Origin of the sequence: Reichenbachiella sp., from assembly GCF_965223055.1 — a bacterium.
In the GTDB taxonomy this organism is placed as follows: Bacteria; Bacteroidota; Bacteroidia; order Cytophagales; family Cyclobacteriaceae; genus Reichenbachiella.
Genome location: NZ_CBDCVM010000003.1, coordinates 220,073 through 238,733, shown reverse-complemented (window position 1 = coordinate 238,733; position 18,661 = coordinate 220,073). Strand labels below are relative to the sequence as shown.

The window sequence follows — 18,661 nt, the reverse complement described above, 5'->3', positions numbered from 1 at the left end:
AGAGAACTCAGAGTCCCTATTCAGGTGACTCTGAGAGGCATCGTTAAACAAAAAAGACCAGATGTAATCTGGTCTTTTTTAATATAGATTTTTCTTGCCATTTATTCAGGGCAACCCGTCGTACATGCAGTTACAGATATTTCTATGCTGTCAACCAATTCTGAATCTTCATTATAAGCGTAAACGGTATAAGTATCGATGCAGTCCGCAGAGAATTCTCCAGTTTCACTATTCAGTGTATAACACGCTACTGCCACTCTGGCTGGTTCGGCTGTAGGATCATACATACTCCAGGTGATGCCTGGCAAAGTGGTGTTTTCAGGAAGAACAGAGGCTGTAAGCGTCGTTGTCTGTCCTTGTTCTATAGAGTGGGTTTCACCCTGATCGATAGTCACACTGGTAGCTTTTATGTTTTCTACATGAAACATGGCTGAAGCAGAGGCTCCATCAATACCATCTACCTGAGCTGTGACAGCCAAATCATAACAAGAACTTTCGTCGTAGTCCTTGATGGCTTCAATCAGTCCAAAGGCGTCAACAAAGGCATAATCTGAATAATCAGGAAGAGCAGCAACCAAAACTCTTCGAAATTCACAAGAACCGTTATCTCTAGTGTCGATCGACCAGGTGATATCGGGTTCCTGATTGTTAGCATTCTCAGGGATTACTGAGTAAATCATTTGCTCAGTGTCACCTGCAGTGATTTTGAAACCGTCTGTTTGTTCAAATTCAATACCTGTAATTTCAACATAATCAATATTAAGTGGAATTTTGGCTTCTTTGCCACCATCCACAGTAGTAACGACCAACTTCAATCCGCAATCGTCACATTCTGCTTTACCCGTAATCGCTCCTGTTTCAGCATCTATGGATGCGTAGAAATCCGCAGTTGGAATGGCTTGAGATCTTGCTAGAACTGGAACGTACTCCAAAGACCAAGTCACTGCTTGGATGGTAGCGTTTGCAGGTTCGATGGTAGGCGTGACGCTTACCACTTCATTCCCTATTACAGTCACTGATGTAGCACCTCCTTCTAGTTCGAATTTGATACCAGTTACAGCTACATTGGTAATGGAAATGGTTGCACTTGCAGTGAAATCACCATCTTTTGATTTAGCGGTTACGACTACTTCGCCTGCAGCAACAGCAGTTACCATGCCGGCATCGCTTACTGTGGCAATGTCAGTAGGTGCATCTTCTTTTGTTTTAGAACCTGATGGAAATGCCACTGACCAGATTACTCCTTGCTCTGTAGCGTCTGCAGGAGCTATGGTAGCTGCAAGTTGTAACGTTTCTCCCACTTTGAGATCTTCAGTTTCCGTATCCAGGGTAATTCCGGTGACAGCGACCAATTTAGCAATGACATTCACATTTACTGTGGCGGTCAAATCTGAGTTGGTTTCAGTAGCAGTCAATGTAGTAGACCCTACTGCTTCGGCAGTTAGCGTAGAACCGTCCACGCTTACGATATTAGCATCACCAGAAGTAAATGTAATATTTGCTTGATCTGCGTCGCCACCAGTGACAGTAATTGCGTCAGAAGCATCGTAAGTAAGGCCTTCTGTGACAGTCAGCGTATCACCATCAAAGCTAATATCTGTAATGTCTATTTTTTCGTCTTCTGTACAGCCGACGAAGAGGCTGGCTATCATCAGCGAGCTGATGAATAATTTTAATTTGCTCATGAGAATTTGTTTATGTTTTGCGCGGTAATTTATGTATTGTTTTCTTTCCGTTCAGTTGTTTTAGACAATTTTTCCTTCACACAGGATGAATGTTATTTGTATCTCGATAAACGAATGTTTTATGTCAAATGATACCATAATGAATAGCCAAAAAATCTAGCTGATGTTAACAAAAAAACGTGGAAGGCGAGAATAATAGGCCAAAAAGGAACTTTAAGGATCATCACTGTATATCATTTATTTTTCATTGATTTGTCTACTTAAATACTGAATCATGAAAAACAACGTAATCCGAATTGAAACTCCAAATTTGATCCTTCGCATCTTTCAACCACAAGATGCAGAACTGTTAAAATCAAGGTTGGATGATAATCTCGAAATCATGATGCCATGGATCCCGTGGGCTAAGAATGAACCAGAGCCTTTAGAAGACAAAAGGGAGCGAATTAGAAGTTGGAAGGGAGACTTTTATTCTAATCGTGAGTACAGCTATGGAGTGTTTGAAAAATCCACTGGTGACTTTGTAGGCAGTAGCAACCTCTTCGGCAGAAGAGGTAAAGGAACCACTGAAATAGGCTATTGGATAGATCATCTCAAAGCGGGCAAAGGATATGCTACTGAGGTGAGCTATGCCCTGACCAAGTTGTCTTTTGAGCATATGAAAATTGAGAAGGTTTTGCTCTATATAGATACGCGAAACAAAGCAAGCCAGCGAATACCTGAAAAATTGGATTTCACGCATGAATATACCTATCGCGAGTTACCCAAAGGTGAAAACGGAGAGAGATTAAAATTTCAAGTTTGGGTAATGTTTGTTGAGGAATTCAAAAAAGTAGATAAATTCGAGGCTGTCGAATTTAAACTGGATTGATTTTGGAATTGATTGAGGAAGAAAATCTCCTGTACAAAGCGGGTGATACAGGTATTTTTTTAGGGAAAGTTGAAGAAAATGCATTTCATCAACACTATGCCCTTCAGCTGACCATTGGTATTGACGAAGCGTTTGAAATGGAATCCGAAGATGGAGTTGTGCTTTCAAAGTCACTTCTGATTCATCCCCAGGTTTCTCATCGCTTAGACAGTAAAAGACAGAAGGTTTTAGTCATTTTGCTCAACCCAGCAAGCACACTGGGCCATTTCCTAGCTAAGCATATGACTTCAGCACCTATAGAAGAATTTACAGAAGAGTGGGTGGATTATTTAAGAATGTTTGTTCAGGACCTGTCTAAAAATGAGATCAATGAAAAAACTTTTCTTAGCGCCTGCATCAATTCCATGGCCGAATTCAATAGTCGATGTCTAGCTGCCAAACATGATATAGATAAAAGGGTACTGGCTTCCTTGCAATATTTGGATAGACATACTAGAGAAGTGATTTCACTTAAAGAAATGGCAGAAGAGATGTGTTTGTCTGAAAGTAGATTTCAACATTTATTCAAAGAAGAAACTGGAATATCTTATCGAAGGATGCAATTGTGGAAAAGACTATTAGCCTCATTCGATTATGTCCAATCTTCCAAAACACTGACAGAGGTAGCTCATCAGTCAGGGTTTTCTGATAGTTCACATTACAGTAAAACTTTTAAGGAATCGTTTGGTTTTTCACCTTCAGAGGTGTTGGCCAGCAGTCATCTGCTGATCGATTAATTACTTTAGATATTTCTTCGGAAGTGGGTTGCCCTCTGTTTCAGCCGCCCAATACATATTCACGATCCACCATCGTTCTCCGTCATTCATCAGTTGAATGCTGTTGATGCCTCTGGCGAAAGGTTCGCCCTCTGGTGTCCATTTCGATTCGTAAGTACTCCATGCATGTGTAATGAGACCATAGGTTTCTGAAGTCCGCGATATTTCATTTTCAAAAAAACCATTATCCATGAGCCATTGATCTCCTTGTTCAATGAATTGCTCTAAAGTTAAGTAGCATGGAACACGCTTGTTATCCGTGGATGGACGTGTAGGGATGAGTCTGGCATCTGAGGTCATAAGATATCTCAATCGATCCCAGTCTCTTCTTTCTCCTTTTGGTCCGGATATGGTTTCGTACAAAGCATTGATAATTGCATCTTGGCTTGTTACATCTTGCTCATATTTGCTTTGAGCTAAGGATATTGAACTCGAAAAGAGGAGAAAAATTAAAAGAAAGTGCTGCTTACTCATTTTGCAAAAGTAAAACACTAAGGTTTAAAAATTCAAAAGTTGTAATGATTGGTTGTTAGAAGGTATAACCGGTCTTAATTCTCTGTTTTCTTGATCAACCCAATGAAGAATATTAAGGTGTGAAGTCCAGTGCCTGCCAGCGAAAGGAAAATGCCAATTCTTGTCATTGCTCTATCAATTTGGCCAATGTTAGCTTCCTGATAAAAGCCATATAGGAAAATAATTGGCGAAATCAATAAGAGAATAGAGCCAGCATATTGCACTTTCTTTTTCCATGGCACTTTGGAAAATTGAAGCTGAAGACCAATAGAAAGGTTGAGTAGTCCACTAAACAAAAAGTAAATATGACCCGCTCTATAAATCATACGATGGGCATCAGATAGATTACCAATATCATTGGTTTTCATGTACCAGCCGGTTTGTAGGAAAATCACAAAGGTGAGAAGACCTACGATAGCGTGAACGATAGATATTTTTAGAGGTGCTTTCATTTTTATCTTGGGGACAAAAGTATATTTTATTCTCAAGCCAAAAACCATAATAGCTATATTTACTCTTTTTAAATGACACCATAAAATGAACTTAAATTTAGAAGGAAAGTCTGCCATCGTGTGTGGTAGTACACAGGGCATAGGCAGAGCTATTGCAGAAGAATTGGCTCAAATGGGAGCCAGTGTGACGCTAATCGCCCGAAACATATCCAAATTGAGAGAAGTGAAAGATGGTTTGTCGGTGAATCATAAACAAACTCATCAATTTGTTCAGGCCGATTTTAGTGATCCGATAGGACTTAATAGCAAGATCACGGAATATCTAAAGGAGAACCCTGCCCCTGAAATTTTAATAAATAATACTGGAGGGCCTGCCGGAGGACAAATCATTGATGAACCGTATACTAAATTTATGGATACAATGACGGCTCATTTGGAGTGCAATCATTTGTTAGCACAAGCTTTGGTGCCGGGCATGAAAGAGAAGGGGTTTGGTCGAATTATCAATATAATTTCTACTTCTGTATATGTTCCGATCCCAGGATTGGGTGTATCCAATACGGTGCGTGGTGCTGTAGCGAGCTGGGCTAAAACCCTTTCGTTAGAACTTGGACCATTTGGAATTACCGTCAATAATGTGTTGCCTGGATTTACCGATACGGTTCGACTTGAAGGAATTGTGAAGGCCAAGACCAAAAAAACTGGAAAAACAGAAGATGAAATAATAGCTGCCATGAAGATGGAAACTCCGGCGCGGAGATTTGGTCAGGCTGAAGAAACGGCCGCTGCCGCTGCCTTTTTAGCTTCTCCTTCAGCAGGATACATCAATGGTGTGAGCATCCCGGTTGATGGTGGTCGAACTGGCTGTATCTAGTGTCAAGTATTAACCCAAAATACAACCCATGCAGAAAATTAAAAACTACATCAATGGGGAGCTCATGGCTCCTGTTTCAAAAGTTTATATTGACAATTTCAACCCGTCCAATGGTCAGGTTTATTCCCAGATTCCAGATAGTGATACAGCAGATGTAGATCTAGCTGTTCAAGCAGCCAAAGAGGCTTTTCCCAAATGGTCGACTTGTGGTATAGAAACTAGGGCAAATATTTTAAATAAGATTGCTGACCTGATTGATGAGAATCTTGAGGAGTTGGCCATGGCAGAATCCATTGATAATGGGAAACCGCTGAGTTTGGCTAAAAGTGTAGATATTCCACGAGCCTCATCCAATTTCAGATTCTATGCTAGTGGTATTCAGCATTTTGCAGCAGAATCTCATTTTATGGAAGGTACTGCCATCAACTATACTAAGCGATCTGCTGTGGGCGTGGCTGGCTGTATTTCACCGTGGAATTTGCCCTTGTATTTGTTTAGTTGGAAAATTGCTCCTGCTCTGGCTGCTGGAAATACCGTGGTAGCGAAGCCTACTGAAGTAACACCTATGACAGCATATATGTTGTCTAAACTTTGCATCGAGGCAGGTTTGCCGAAAGGTGTTTTGAATATAGTACATGGTTATGGACATAAAGCGGGTCAGGCCATTGTTGAACACAAGGATGTGCCTTTGATTTCATTTACCGGAGGTACTGAAACAGGGAAAAAACTGGCAGCTACAGCTGCACCAATGTTCAAAAAATTATCTCTTGAATTGGGAGGTAAGAATCCTAACATCATTTTTGCCGATTGCAATTTTGACGAGATGTTGAAAACTACCATTCGATCATCTTTTGCCAACCAAGGGCAGATTTGTTTGTGTGGCTCACGAATTTTTGTTGAAAGGCCCATTTACGAGAAATTCAAAAATGCATTTGTAGAAAAAGTTCAAAAGATGAAAGTAGGAGATCCTTTGAATGATCAAACGCGAATGGGTGCAGTGGTTTCAGAAGCTCATATGAACAAGGTTTTGGGTTATATCAAATTGGCTCAAGAGGAAGGTGGAACTGTCTTGGCAGGAGGAGAAAGAGTAATCGTGGATGGGGACTGCGCTGAAGGTTATTTCATTGCTCCTACTGTTATAGAAGGGTTAAGCCATGATTGCAGAACAAATCAGGAAGAGATTTTTGGGCCAGTAGTAACAATTATGCCATTCGATTCTGAAGAAGAAGTTTTAATGATGGCGAATTCTACTGCTTATGGCTTGGCGGCAACGGTTTGGACTGAGAATCTAAAGCGAGCACATCGGGTTTCTCATCAAATCAAAAGTGGGATCGTGTGGGTCAACTGTTGGTTGCTAAGGGATTTGCGAACTCCTTTTGGAGGTATGAAACAATCTGGTGTCGGAAGAGAGGGTGGATTTGAGGCGCTACGGTTTTTTACCGAACCTCAGAACGTTTGTATTAAGTTGTAGCTGTTTTGCTTTTATTTTCTTGCATTGCCAGCTGATCTTCTGGAATATATTTCTGAATTAAAAACGCCATTAAGAATGACGCCAATGCAGCTAGTGTGGCATTGCCGATAAAACCTATATCTGTATATATAAAACCAGCAACGGCAGAACCCAGAGCCATGCCCAATTGACCTATAGAAATGGTCATGCTCATCATACGTCCTCTTTGATTGTCTTGAATGACCTCCGAAGCCAAGGCTTGAAAAGGCACCATTCGAGCCACTATTAATAGCATAATGACAAAGAAAACCACAAAGTACATTTCGTAGTTCATATTGAGAAAAAACACGCACAACGGCATGATAATAACAAGCAATAGATTGGAAAATATTATGATCTGCTTTCTGCCGGTTTTATCAGAAATCAATCCTGAAATGGGTCCGGTGAAAACCGTGGCCAACCCTCCGATTAAGAACAAAGTGGCAATGTCATAACTGTTTGCTCGAAAAGAATTTTCCAGCCAGGTAGGGAAGTACACGATAAACGAAGAAATACTCAAAAACATCAATAAATAGCCCATGGCAATGGTTTTGACTGATGGAATGTGGAGAATCTCCCAATATTTTTTAATTGAGTGATTTAAATTCAATGGACAAGTAGAGCTCTCCACTTGCGGTTGTGGTACTTTTATTAATATCAGGAAAAAGGCAAAGACCATGACAAATCCGAAAAATTGAAAAGGAGCAAAGAAGCCAATTTCTCCTGCTAAAATGGTACCTGCGGGGATGCCAAGAATTTGTCCAGCCGCGCTTCCTGTGGCAACTACACCATTGGCCCAACCTCTTTTCTCACAAGGGAAATAATCGCCAATATATGCCACGCACGATCCGGTGAGGATGCCGCCGGCAAAACCTGCCAAAATTCTAAATCCTAGCATCGACCAGTAGTCAAAAGCAAACTGATGTGTCAAAAGTGAGATGGCCATAGCCCCCGCACCTATCAATAATATTTTACGTCGGCCTATTCGATCTGAAATAGGTCCTGTGATGAGCGCTACAATCCCCAACGTAATGGCATAGGCTGTGATCAGTGTGCCTCTGAGTGATTCCGTTATATTTAATTGCTCCCCGATTTGAGAAAGAATGGGAGACATGATGAAAAACTGACTACTAGCCGCAAACATCAATAGCCATAATGAGAACAGGATGATTCGAGCGTTGAGTTGACCTTTATTCATAAGTTGCGTAATTGAGAATGGCTAACGGTAGTCAAGCTTTTAGGTTAGTTTTTTGTGACGAATTGCAATTATCTAGGGTTAGACGGTTAGATCGTGCGACATGAATTGAAAATATTTTGTAGTTATTTTAAAAAGGATATTCGCCATTCATAAAATACTAGTGCCATTCTGAAACAATTAACTCATTTTTGCGATAGAAGATTGACTATTACTATCTATCACCAATGAGAAGAAAACTTGTATCGTACGCTATTGTACTCCTTATCCTTACATTCACATATTTTGCCTATCAAGCGCTATCAGGTCAAAAAGAAGAACCCCCTCAAAGACCAAAGCCTGTGGCTAAAAATTATGTGTCTGCTCAACCCTTTCAACCTCAAACAGTTGAGACAGTCATTGAAGCCTTTGGGCGAGTGGGATCTGCAGAACAACTTAACGTTATAGCTGAGGTTGGAGGAAAGCTGCTTCGTGGTAGCTCTACCTTGAAAAAGGGATCGAGATTCAAAAAAGGCCAGTTGCTTTGCAGAATTGATGATGTGGAGGAGAATCTAACATTGCAGGCTAGAAAAAGTAGCTTCTTGCATACTTTGGCTTCTATCCTTCCTGATATTCGAATAGACTTTCCTAATAGTTTCAATGACTGGCAGGCTTATTTTGACGGTATCAAACTAGATGAAAAGATTCCTGCACTTCCAGCACCTAAATCTTCAAAAGAAAAGACATTCTTAGCTGCCAAGAATATTCTAAGTGAATACTATGCCATAAAGAGTGAAGAGGAGAATTTGAAAAAGTTTTACATCTATGCGCCATTCAATGGCAGTGTAGTATCAATCAATTATTTAGTTGGCTCTGTGGTGAGTCCAGGAGCGAATATTGGAACCATTATCAGTACAGATGAATTGGAATTGGAAGTGCCAGTGGAGCAGAGGGATATTGAATTTGTTCAAAAGGGTAAAACGGTAACGATTGTCGATGAGACGGAATTTGAACAAAATTGGATTGGTAAAATCACTCGAGTGGCGGACTTTATCGATCCTAACTCACAAAGTGTAAGCGTCTTCATTAACATTCAAAAGAGATCAAAATACGAAGCGCTGGATGGCTTGTTTTTGAAAGCTCGAATTCCAGGTAAGTCAGTGAAAAACGCTGCAGAAGTGCCTAGAAAAATTCTTAAAAACAAAAATGAAATTTTTGTAGTTCAGGATAGTGTTTTGGTAACTAAGAAAGTTCGAGTCCATAAGGTCTCTAAGAATAATGCCATAATCAGTGGATTGCAGCCGGGAGAAATGATGGTGACTGATCGTCCGTCGAATGCTTCCGAAAATATGAAAGTCGAAATCGTAAAACCTAAATCGTAAGTCATGAGAAAGGTTGTAGAATTTTTTGTCAAATACCCAATCTGGGCCAACGCCATTATTCTGGTGGGCGTGCTTGGAGGAATGGGAACATATTATTTCAATCTGAAGAAATCCTTCTTTCCTGAGCGTGAGGCACGCTATGTAAGTGTCAATGTCTCATATCCAGGCGCCTCACCGGTAGAGATGGAGGAGGGCGTGACTATTAAGATTGAGGAGTCGCTAAAAGGTTTAGAGGGAATAGAAGAGGTGACTTCTACTTCGTCTGAAAATTTTGTAAACATAAGTATACGCTCTAAGGATGGTTATAACCTGGATGAGTTGACTACCGAGGTAAAAAATGCCGTAGATCGAATTAATGCTTTCCCTGTGTCAGCAGAAAAACCTGTAGTAGCCAAACAAAAATCTACTAGTATGGCGGCCTATATGGGGATCAGGGGAACAGTTTCATTACTGGAATTAAAAAAAGCTGCAGAGCAGGTAGAAGATGACTTTTTGAAATCGGGATTTATATCGCAAGTAAGAGTTTCGGGATTTTCCGACTTGGAAATTTCTATTGAAGTGAGAGAACAAGACCTTAGAAGGTATAATCTGACTTTTGCAGATGTAGCCAGTGCGATTCGAATGAACAATCGGGATGTATCTGGTGGATCAATCAAGACCGTAGATGAAGAGATTCGTATTCGAGCCAATTCGAAAGAATTTGACCCTAGCATACTAGACGAAATTATCGTAAGGGCCAACCCAGATGGTACTAAACTCCATTTAGGAAAAGTAGCTGATGTGAAATTGCAATTCGCTGATGTACCAAATAAGTATTATTCCAACGGCCAAAGAGCAATTAATATAGCAGTACAAAAGTTGCCAGAAGAAGATATCGAAAAGATCTCGGTCTTTCTGGATGATTATGTCAAAGAATTTAATTCTCGACAAGAGAATATAGAGCTATCGATGGGTTTTGATTTCAATTCAATGCTTGAAGATAGATTGGATTTATTGATAAGAAACTTTGGTACAGGTCTCGTACTTGTACTTCTCACGCTTGGTATATTCTTGTCGCTAAGATTGTCTTTTTGGGTGGCTATGGGTATTCCCATATCGTTCTGTGCCATGTTCATCATTGGTGATATGGCTGGGATTACTATCAATATGCTTACCCTTACAGGCATGCTGCTTGTAGTAGGGATATTGGTAGATGATGGTATCGTAATCGCAGAGAATATTTATACCCATTTCGAGAAAGGAAAGAAGCCACATGAGGCGGCTATAGATGGTACAATGGAAATGCTTCCTTCGGTATTCACTTCTGTGATGACCACTATTGTTGCTTTTATGCCATTGATCTTTTTGGACAACAATGGCTTTACCAAGGAAATGGCTATCGTAGTGATTGCTTGTTTGGCCTTCTCATTGGTGGAAGCATTTTTTGTCTTACCGGCTCACTTGTCTCACAAATGGGTGCTGGAAGGACGAAAAACAGATGGGTGGTATCATAGTTTCAGACAAGGGATGGAGAAAATGATTGATCATGTGCGATTTGATATGTACTCCTCATTTATCAATAGATTATTAAAGTATCGATGGATTTCATTCATGGGTCCTTTCGTTTTTATCATATTGGTCATTGGCATGTTTGCCGGTGGTATTATCAAATTCACTCCATTCAGTCGACCGCCTATTGATGATATTAATGTGGATTTGGTGTTGAAGCCCGGAACGAGAGAAACGGTTACGGAAGAATACCTATGGAGATTTGAAAAATCGATCTGGAAGGTGCATCAGCAGATGTTAGATGAAGGACGAATCAAAGATACCATCATGACGGATGTGGATGTGCAGTTGGGTTCTACTTCAGATAGGCAAAACACAGGATCTCATACAGGAGCCGTAAGAATAGATTTTGATAATCTTGATGAAAATAAAATATCTGGATATGAGATAGCGTCAAAGGTGCGTGAAGAAATAGGATTGGTTCCTGAGGCAGAGAAGTTTAGCGTAGGTGCGGCCAACTATTGGGGTAAACCAGTAGCAATCTCATTGAAGAGTAAGAACATTCCTGATTTGGAAAAGGCCAAAGAGGAAGTGAAAGATGCCTTGCTCAAAATGTCAGATTTGATTGATGTTGGAGATGATGCCTCTGCTGGGCAGCGAGAATTAGAATTAAAACTAAAACCATTGGCCTATCATTTGGGCTTGACTCAAAATGATATTACCCAACAGATTCGTCAGGGCTTCTTTGGTGAAGAAGTACAACGCCTTCAGGTGAATACAGATGAAATACGTGTATGGGTGCGATATCCAAAAGAAGATCGACTGAGTATTACTCAATTGGAATCGATGAAGGTGAAAAAAAATGGTGCGGAGTATCCGCTTTCAGAATTGGCCGACTATGACATCGGCCGTGGGATCACGAGTATCAATCACTTTAACGGTAAAAGGGCTGTTCAGGTGTATGCAGAATTGGCTGACTCTAAGACAACACTTCCGCCAATCTTGGATAAGATTACTAATGAGATCATGCCACCTATTGTCAATAAATATGCAGGGTTGGAATATAGTTTCGAAGGGCAATCGAGAGGATCGCAGCGACAAACTGATTCTTTTATGGCGATTTTGGTACCAGTAATTTTGTTTATGCTACTGTTCATCACTTTGAACTTTAGGTCATTTTATCAGACATCTTTGATATTGGTGCTTTTGCCACTGGGTTGGGCTTGTGCGGCATTCGGACACTTTTTTCATGATGCAGTAGTGTCATTTGTGAGTTTCTACGGTATGCTGGCCTTGTCAGGTGTCATTGTCAATGATGCTGTGGTCATGCTTGATCAATACAATCGAAATCTCAAAGATGGCATGAATGTCATGGACGCTATAAATAAGGCAGGTACGGCGAGATTTAGAGCGATACTATTGACTTCGCTCACCACGGTAGCTGGTCTTTTTCCATTGATATTAGAGAAAAGTTTTCAAGCACAGTTTATCATTCCTATGGCTATTTCATTAGCCTATGGAGTATTGTTTGGTACACTTTTTATTCTTTTCTTTTTTCCTGTAATGATCTTGTGTTTCAATGATATCAAAGTGTATGTCACTTGGTTCTTTAGAGGAATTTGGTTGAGCGTCAAAGGTGTCTTTTTTGGAGATCATAGAGAAATTCTAAAACCGACCAAGGAAGAGGTAGAACCAGCCATCATTGAAGGGAAAAAATTGGCGGAGTATTAGCGGTCGATGTCGGACCGCAAATCCCCCTGCCCCCTTTGAAAAGGGGGAAGAGAAGCTGCTTTTGAATCCTAAGTAGTTGGAATGGGGGATTGATCAAGACGAAATATTAATTCGAATTTTTAATTGTTCGATAGAATAAAAAAATGAATAATCAAATCAGGAAAACTACCTGGGTACTAGCTCTGGTAGGTGTATTGTTAGGAAATGTATTGAAGGCTCAGGATCAACTGTCGCTGTCTCAGGCGATCGAAATGGGACTGGCGAACAACTTTTCCATCCAGATAGAAAAAAGTAAGCAAGAGCAAGCAGCTAATTTGAATACTTGGGGACAGGCAGGTATGTTTCCGAATATCTCATTTAATGCGAGCCCATCGATCAATTATCAAGATACAGAAACAGACAACCCATTTAGATTCGGTGGGTCCAATGTTTCCACTGACGTTACACCTTCTATTCAGGCCAACTGGGTTTTATTCGATGGGTTGAATGTCCGCATGACTAAAGGCAAACTCGCGTTGCTCGAAGAGCAATCCGGAGGAAATGCGTTGATTATCATTGAAAATACTGTACAGGCCATCATATTGGCATATTACACTGTTTTGCTAGAGGAAAGAAGAACTGAAGTGTTTGCCAATACACTTAACCTCTCAAGAGATAGGTATGATTATGTGAAGTTGAAAGGAGATTTAGGAAGTGCTGTGACCTTTGATATTCTTCGTGATAAGAACTCCTACCTGACCGATTCTTCTAATTATATAACTCAAGTATTGAATCACAAAAATGCGATTAGAAACTTGAATCTTTTATTAGCTGAGGAAGTAAACAAGGAGTACGTCTTCCTTGACTCACTGGCAATTCAGGATACAGAATTTAGTTTGGATGAATTGGCTGCAGCTATGAAATCAAGCAATAGCAATTTGAGGAATCAATACGTGAATTTGGAAATCATACAAAAAGATATTGGTATAGCAAGGTCTGCGATGTATCCAAGGCTGACTTTGAATTTGGCTGGCAGCAATGGATGGAATCACCTGGAATTGGGAACCCCGATTGGCGCACCACCAAATGAGACTTCAGCTATTAACACGACTACACTGTCCTTGTCTGCAAACCTCACACTTGCTTTTACGCTTTATAATGGAGGAAAAATAAAGAATCAGATCAAAAATGCTAGAATTCAAGAGCAAATTGGACAGTTGCAAATCAAAGACTTAGAGTTGACTTTGGATAATTCATTGCTCAGTACGTATGATAGATATAACCTTCGTCAGAATTTGAATAGCATTGCGGCAGTCAACTTAGAAACTGCTGATTTGAATTTGGATATGGGCGAGGAACGTTATCGCAACGGAAGTATCAATTCTTTCAACTACAGAGATCTCCAAATCACCTACTTGCAAACAGCCTTGATATACTATCAATCTATTTACGACTTGATAGAATCTAAGACGGAATTGCTTCGTTTAAGTGGGGGTATATTAAGTGATAACTAGTTGTTAGGTTTCACAATCACGAAACCTAAGAGAGCTATTAGAAGACATAATGGGGAGTAGAAGAAAAAATCTGCTTGAGCAAATTCAGTTTGCATTGGTGGCTTAAAAATGCCCACATATTTAAAGTCACCGATGGCTCTTAAAAGAAAAATACAAGGGATAATCCACCCAATGATTCGATTCATTTTAGCTGGAAGCTCTATAGCTATCCAATTGGTCTGGATTAAATAGTAGATGGCGAAAGCCATAAATCCAGCCCCCACAGTGGCCGATTCTGCAGGTGTAGGTCTAAACAATAAATCGCCATCAGTAGTAGTCGGTAGCGCAGCCATAAATCCCCAAGAGCTTCCCATGGCCCAGGAAAAATGAATTCCGGCTAGAAAGGAAAATATCAGAATGAGAATAAAAGGGTTTGTGGATTTCATGTTTTAGTATTTTTCATAGATGAGTCTCATCACCTTTTCCATTTCTAATTTCACTGGTCTTGAGCTTGAAGCGTAGTTGTTATTCATGAAACTAAAAAATAGGTCTTTACCGGATTTGGTATGAATGATTCCTGTAAGGTTGTGATTATTGCTGAGTGTGCCTGTTTTGGCGAAAACATATGGTGATTCGCCTGCTTTTGGTTTATACCAATTCTTGAGTGTTCCGTCTTTTCCTCCCACAGCGAGCACTTGTTTCATTTGTTCTATACTTATTTCTGAGGAGATATAATTCAATACAGCAATCATGCTCCTGGGGGTAACCAGATTGTATCGAGAGAGACCACTTCCATCTTTCCAAATGGGTGGATTTGGGTAAATTTTCAGGTTTTGCTCTTGAGTGAAAAACCGGATAGGGTCTGCCTGCAACGGCATGCGCATTTCTGTGGCACAGAGGTAAAGGATTTGTTCTGCGGCTAGATTATCACTGCGTTTCAGCATAAAAGCAAAGAGCTCCATGGACGAGCGACTGTAGGCCAGTCTCGAGTGCTCAAATTCAAAATCCTCCACCCAATTTACTCTCCTTTTGAGCGTATCTTCCAACAGCGCAACTGTCAGTGCATCTGAAGTTTTAAATGGAACACTGTTTTTGTAAGCGCTTCTAGCAGTATCTGGTGCAAAGCTGAAGATATTGGTGTTTTGTAGTCGATAAGGACTGAGTTTTTCAGAGTCTATTTCACGTATTTCTGCAAAATCCTTGAAGAAACTGGGCTCCACAAAGAATTTGTCTCCAACTGAGTCATAGACGTAGCGAATAGTATTGCCATACACTGGGAATGCCGTTCGTTCTGGTTGGAAGTAATACTCGTAGTCTTCCCATGACCAACCAGGTGCAAATGGTTCGTCTTTGAATTGTGGTTTTACATAATGCAAACTGTACGTTGTATCCATCAACAGATCAAATATGACCTGATCTTCAAAGTCAGGGTGTAGAAAGGTAGGATCCCCAGTGCCGGTAAAAAACAAAGAATCTCCTTTGTAAGTGTATTTTAAACCTGGGATAGAATCCCTCAAAAGTGTAAGACCGGCATAGAAGGTCAATAATTTGGTATTGGAAGCGGGAGTGAAGTATTTGTTCTCATTCCAGGTGTATAGGAATGTACTGTCTGCCGGGTCGTAAAGTGCAAAGCCGGTGAGGTGACTGTCAAACATTGTAGCTTTTGATAAACTTTTGTTCATCATCTTTTTGTTGGTCACTCCTTTGATTGCGCCACAAGAAGAAAGAACAATGGATAGGGCCAGAAAGAACAGTACTTGTTTACGGGTCATAGATTACTTGCAATAGAACTGAAAATTAATGGCTCGGGGAATAATTATACTATGAAAGTCTTTTTATTTTAGTTGAATCTAAACGTGACTTCTTGATTTTTGAAAAAGAACTTCATTCTCTTCTTGATTTTAATATCCAGCATCGCCATGTCGTCTTATCGCTGGGGGTTTTATGCGCATCGTAGAATCAACCGTCTGGCTGTTTTTACTATTCCACCGGAGCTTATTGGTTTTTACAAGAAACATATTGTCTACTTGACTGAAAATGCAATAAACCCGGATCAACGAAGGTATGCTGTAGACTATGAGGCGCCCAGACACTATATCGATTTGGATGTCTACGGCGACAGTGCCTTGCACATTGTACCTCACAATTGGTTGGATGCTGTAGAGAAATATACCGAGGATACTTTGCAGGCCTATGGTATAGTGCCTTGGCACATCACATTAATGAAACATCAGTTGACCAAAGCGTTTGAAGCACGCGATCTGGACAAGATTCTTAGATACTCAGCAGATATCGGTCATTATATAGGAGATTCTAATGTGCCATTGCATACTACGGAAAATTATAACGGCCAACTGACAGGTCAATATGGTATTCATGGATTTTGGGAATCGAGACTTCCAGAGCTTTATGCCGAGGACTACGATTTTTTTGTAGGCAAAGCAGAATATGTAGAGAATGTCCAAGAGAGAGCTTGGGCAGCGGTAACTGCCGCACACCTGGCTATGGATTCTGTCCTTCATTTTGAAAAAGAATTGTCTAAAAGATTCCCAGAAAGTAAAAAATACTCTTACGAAGAACGAGGCAATTCTACAGTGAAAGTCTATTCAAAAAAGTATTCGCACGCTTACAATCAAATGTTAGATGGCATGGTAGAACGTCGAATGAGAGCCAGCGTCAAGATGGTAGGGGATATTTGGTTTACCTGTTGGGTAGATGCCGGTCAGCCAGATGTGGAGATGCTGTTGTCCATGGAAATCGGAGAAAAGGAAAAGAAAAAAATGGAAGAGGAGAAGAAGAAGTGGGAAAAGCGAATGATTAAAAGCCGTGAACATAATTAACACAGAAGGCTCATTACAACATGAGCCTTCTGTGTAATACATTATTTTCCTTTAGATAGAGTTACAATATCAACCAATGCTTTGATTAAATTTCTTGACTCTTCTACATTGTTGGCGTGAATGGTAAATTCATCTTCATAATTTTGAATTTCGCCGTCCTTGTAGTATTTGATGATTTTTTCTTTGAAATTGGTTTCAACCACCACCGAAATGGATCTTCCGGATATATCAAAGTCAATATTTCTTTCATTCAGATCTGCGAAATTGAGTTCATAGATAAGTTCTGTGCTGCCTTTTTCGTCAATCTCAATTTTCGTGAACTTGAATTTTTTAAGATCTCCATCTTCGACCAAAGTCAAATTCTGGCTGTAAGTATCACCACCTTCCCGAACTTCCTTCACAGCGCCTGTCAACCAATCAATCTTAGCCTTAAGCCCATCACTAGGAACGTCTGGTCGATAGTCTTTTCTACATAGCTCAATGGATTTTTTAATGGCGTATTGAAGACGTCGCGCATTTTCTGCATCCTCACAGTAAAGTTTGAATGATTCATCGTACGGGTCCACTTCGCCATTTTCAATTACCTTCATCAACTTTTGTTTTTTGTTGGTGATGAGTTCAATGTACATTTTAGAACCACTAATGTCATAGTCGATCACTTTATCGTTGATATCAATCCAATTGAAATTATGTTGTTTTTTTTCTGATTTGCTTTCAGATATTTCAGTAATTACATATTCAGCCAAACAATCTGAATTAAAAGTCTGTTCATATGTATCTCCACCATAGGTGAGTACTTTCGTGCCTGAACTGACTGCAGCCAACGCATCATCTTTAGTGGCAAATGTTGGGAAACTGCTTTCTACTTGTTTTTCTGCTTCTGGAATGATGAGTGTCAATACGGTTTGTAAATCTCTCGCTTCTTCCACATTGTTGGTCTTAATCACAATGTCATCAATGAATGGTTTCGACTCACCATCTTCTGCATATTTAATCAGTTTATGTTTTCTTTTAGTTTCAAATTCTAATCCAAATTCAGATCCGCTGATATCGAAGCGAACCGTGTTGATATTAATATCGGCAAGATTGAATGAGTAGTCTGCTTGTTTGGATGAACGTCCGCTTTCTACGATACTTAGGTTTACCTTTCCTGCATACTGAGGATCCGGTTGTAGTGATTGTGCATATACTTCATCAGAATATGTGGCATCTTTTACATTGCTAGCCAGCCAGTCAAGCATTTCATCGTAATTATCTAAACTCAATTTATTGAGCATGATTTTTTCAGCAATGGGAATGGCTTTTTCGATTATTTCTCTGATTTTTCTCGCATTGTTGATGTCCGAAGCTACTATCTGCAATTCTTCAGTATAATTTTTCACTTCCTGATCTTCAAAAGCTTTGATCAAGTCCTGACTGTTCTTAATCTTGACATTCACAACTATAAGATCTCGTTCTGTGCTCTCACGAACGGTGTATGGATCAATATCCGCAAGGTTTAGTTCATAAGCATAAGAATTGGCTGTCCCCTTAGTACTTGTTTTGGTAAAACCATACTTTATCACACTTGTGTGTTCGAATAGTAATTCAGGCTCGTATTTGTACTTGCTAGTTTCTACAGTTCCTACAGCTTCTTCGAGTTGGCTAAACAACTCGACGAATTCTTGTTGTTGCGCGAAAGAGGTACTCGCAAAGAGAAGTAATGAGAAAAGTAGGCTTGTTACGGGTTTTTTGGCTAAAAACATAGTTCGTGAGATTAATTTAACCACAAGATATTAACTAGGCATTGGGATGCAAAATTGAATTCAAATTTTGAAATGAAGAAAATGGAAAATACTTAGAAATGAGTATTCCCTAGAGTAGTTTTGTTGACTA

General features: G+C 40.0%; 15 protein-coding genes. 8 read left to right on the top strand and 7 right to left on the bottom strand.

All coding sequences use genetic code 11. The annotated features are described in order from the left end of the window. Nucleotides 1-101: 101 nt before the first annotated feature. Nucleotides 102-1,685, bottom strand: a complete 1,584-nt coding sequence (locus ACOQO5_RS01475) for an Ig-like domain-containing protein (protein ID WP_420579905.1) — start codon at nucleotides 1,683-1,685, stop codon at nucleotides 102-104. A gap of 274 nt (nucleotides 1,686-1,959) precedes the next feature. Between ACOQO5_RS01475 and ACOQO5_RS01470 the strand changes: the two genes are divergently transcribed. Further along, nucleotides 1,960-2,556 (top strand): GNAT family N-acetyltransferase, encoded by a 597-nt coding sequence (locus ACOQO5_RS01470; protein WP_420579904.1) that lies wholly within the window; start codon nucleotides 1,960-1,962, stop codon nucleotides 2,554-2,556. A 2-nt stretch (nucleotides 2,557-2,558) separates the two neighbouring features. After that, nucleotides 2,559-3,332 (top strand): helix-turn-helix transcriptional regulator, encoded by a 774-nt coding sequence (locus ACOQO5_RS01465; RefSeq protein WP_420579903.1) that lies wholly within the window; start codon nucleotides 2,559-2,561, stop codon nucleotides 3,330-3,332. Here ACOQO5_RS01465 and ACOQO5_RS01460 read toward each other — a convergent pair whose 3' ends face one another. Together ACOQO5_RS01460 and ACOQO5_RS01455 are read right to left on the bottom strand one after the other, a co-directional pair. Then, nucleotides 3,333-3,845 carry a hypothetical protein gene (locus ACOQO5_RS01460; protein WP_420579902.1) on the bottom strand — a complete coding sequence of 171 codons (513 nt, stop codon included), beginning with the start codon at nucleotides 3,843-3,845 and terminating at the stop codon, nucleotides 3,333-3,335. It lies immediately after the preceding gene. Between the two features lie 74 nt (nucleotides 3,846-3,919). Then, nucleotides 3,920-4,336, bottom strand: coding sequence for a hypothetical protein (locus ACOQO5_RS01455; protein WP_420579901.1), 417 nt, complete (start codon nucleotides 4,334-4,336; stop codon nucleotides 3,920-3,922). 85 nt (nucleotides 4,337-4,421) lie between these two features. Here ACOQO5_RS01455 and ACOQO5_RS01450 point away from each other — a divergent pair, with 85 nt between their 5' ends. Further along, on the top strand, nucleotides 4,422-5,210 hold the full coding sequence (locus ACOQO5_RS01450) for an SDR family oxidoreductase (protein WP_420579900.1): 789 nt from the start codon (nucleotides 4,422-4,424) through the stop codon (nucleotides 5,208-5,210). A 28-nt stretch (nucleotides 5,211-5,238) separates the two neighbouring features. After that, nucleotides 5,239-6,681 carry an aldehyde dehydrogenase gene (locus tag ACOQO5_RS01445; RefSeq protein ID WP_420579899.1) on the top strand — a complete coding sequence of 481 codons (1,443 nt, stop codon included), beginning with the start codon at nucleotides 5,239-5,241 and terminating at the stop codon, nucleotides 6,679-6,681. Here the strand turns inward: ACOQO5_RS01445 and ACOQO5_RS01440 are convergent. Then, the gene (locus ACOQO5_RS01440) at nucleotides 6,671-7,897 is read right to left on the bottom strand and encodes an MFS transporter (protein ID WP_420579898.1); all 1,227 of its coding nucleotides are present in this window, start codon (nucleotides 7,895-7,897) and stop codon (nucleotides 6,671-6,673) included. The two genes, ACOQO5_RS01445 and ACOQO5_RS01440, sit on opposite strands and share 11 nt — an antisense overlap. Before the next feature lie 224 nt (nucleotides 7,898-8,121). On the opposite strand from ACOQO5_RS01440, the gene ACOQO5_RS01435 reads away from it, so the two are divergent. The 3 genes from ACOQO5_RS01435 to ACOQO5_RS01425 all read left to right on the top strand — a co-directional run bounded on the left by ACOQO5_RS01435 (nucleotide 8,122) and on the right by ACOQO5_RS01425 (nucleotide 13,967). Then, entirely contained in the window at nucleotides 8,122-9,255 is a 1,134-nt protein-coding gene (locus tag ACOQO5_RS01435) for an efflux RND transporter periplasmic adaptor subunit (RefSeq protein WP_420579897.1), read from the top strand. A gap of 3 nt (nucleotides 9,256-9,258) precedes the next feature. Next, on the top strand, nucleotides 9,259-12,474 hold the full coding sequence (locus ACOQO5_RS01430) for an efflux RND transporter permease subunit (protein ID WP_420579896.1): 3,216 nt from the start codon (nucleotides 9,259-9,261) through the stop codon (nucleotides 12,472-12,474). Nucleotides 12,475-12,617: 143 nt separating this feature from the next. Then, nucleotides 12,618-13,967, top strand: a complete 1,350-nt coding sequence (locus tag ACOQO5_RS01425; protein ID WP_420579895.1) for a TolC family protein — start codon at nucleotides 12,618-12,620, stop codon at nucleotides 13,965-13,967. On the opposite strand, the gene ACOQO5_RS01420 is transcribed toward ACOQO5_RS01425, so the two are convergent. Both ACOQO5_RS01420 and ACOQO5_RS01415 read right to left on the bottom strand, forming a co-directional pair. Next, a complete protein-coding gene (locus tag ACOQO5_RS01420) occupies nucleotides 13,964-14,392 on the bottom strand; it encodes a DUF3995 domain-containing protein (protein ID WP_420579894.1) in 429 nt (142 codons plus the stop codon). The two genes, ACOQO5_RS01425 and ACOQO5_RS01420, sit on opposite strands and share 4 nt — an antisense overlap. Nucleotides 14,393-14,395: 3 nt before the next feature. Then, complete coding sequence (locus tag ACOQO5_RS01415) at nucleotides 14,396-15,718, bottom strand: D-alanyl-D-alanine carboxypeptidase/D-alanyl-D-alanine-endopeptidase (protein WP_420579893.1); 1,323 nt, start codon at nucleotides 15,716-15,718, stop codon at nucleotides 14,396-14,398. Between the two features lie 99 nt (nucleotides 15,719-15,817). On the opposite strand from ACOQO5_RS01415, the gene ACOQO5_RS01410 reads away from it, so the two are divergent. Beyond that, the gene (locus ACOQO5_RS01410; protein ID WP_420579892.1) at nucleotides 15,818-16,786 is read left to right on the top strand and encodes a zinc dependent phospholipase C family protein; all 969 of its coding nucleotides are present in this window, start codon (nucleotides 15,818-15,820) and stop codon (nucleotides 16,784-16,786) included. A 41-nt stretch (nucleotides 16,787-16,827) separates the two neighbouring features. Here the strand turns inward: ACOQO5_RS01410 and ACOQO5_RS01405 are convergent, their stop codons facing one another. Next, a complete protein-coding gene (locus tag ACOQO5_RS01405; RefSeq protein WP_420579891.1) occupies nucleotides 16,828-18,531 on the bottom strand; it encodes a hypothetical protein in 1,704 nt (567 codons plus the stop codon). Nucleotides 18,532-18,661: the final 130 nt, after the last annotated feature.

Excerpts from the sequence above, each read along its gene's own strand:
- ACOQO5_RS01475 (WP_420579905.1), bottom strand. The coding sequence starts at position 1,685 with ATGAGCAAATTAAAATTATTCATCAGCTCGCTGATGATAGCCAGCCTC.
- ACOQO5_RS01470 (WP_420579904.1), top strand. The coding sequence starts at position 1,960 with ATGAAAAACAACGTAATCCGAATTGAAACTCCAAATTTGATCCTTCGC.
- ACOQO5_RS01460 (WP_420579902.1), bottom strand. The coding sequence starts at position 3,845 with ATGAGTAAGCAGCACTTTCTTTTAATTTTTCTCCTCTTTTCGAGTTCA.
- ACOQO5_RS01455 (WP_420579901.1), bottom strand. The coding sequence starts at position 4,336 with ATGAAAGCACCTCTAAAAATATCTATCGTTCACGCTATCGTAGGTCTT.
- ACOQO5_RS01450 (WP_420579900.1), top strand. The coding sequence starts at position 4,422 with ATGAACTTAAATTTAGAAGGAAAGTCTGCCATCGTGTGTGGTAGTACA.
- ACOQO5_RS01445 (WP_420579899.1), top strand. The coding sequence starts at position 5,239 with ATGCAGAAAATTAAAAACTACATCAATGGGGAGCTCATGGCTCCTGTT.
- ACOQO5_RS01440 (WP_420579898.1), bottom strand. The coding sequence starts at position 7,897 with ATGAATAAAGGTCAACTCAACGCTCGAATCATCCTGTTCTCATTATGG.
- ACOQO5_RS01435 (WP_420579897.1), top strand. The coding sequence starts at position 8,122 with ATGAGAAGAAAACTTGTATCGTACGCTATTGTACTCCTTATCCTTACA.
- ACOQO5_RS01430 (WP_420579896.1), top strand. The coding sequence starts at position 9,259 with ATGAGAAAGGTTGTAGAATTTTTTGTCAAATACCCAATCTGGGCCAAC.
- ACOQO5_RS01425 (WP_420579895.1), top strand. The coding sequence starts at position 12,618 with ATGAATAATCAAATCAGGAAAACTACCTGGGTACTAGCTCTGGTAGGT.
- ACOQO5_RS01420 (WP_420579894.1), bottom strand. The coding sequence starts at position 14,392 with ATGAAATCCACAAACCCTTTTATTCTCATTCTGATATTTTCCTTTCTA.
- ACOQO5_RS01415 (WP_420579893.1), bottom strand. The coding sequence starts at position 15,718 with ATGACCCGTAAACAAGTACTGTTCTTTCTGGCCCTATCCATTGTTCTT.
- ACOQO5_RS01405 (WP_420579891.1), bottom strand. The coding sequence starts at position 18,531 with ATGTTTTTAGCCAAAAAACCCGTAACAAGCCTACTTTTCTCATTACTT.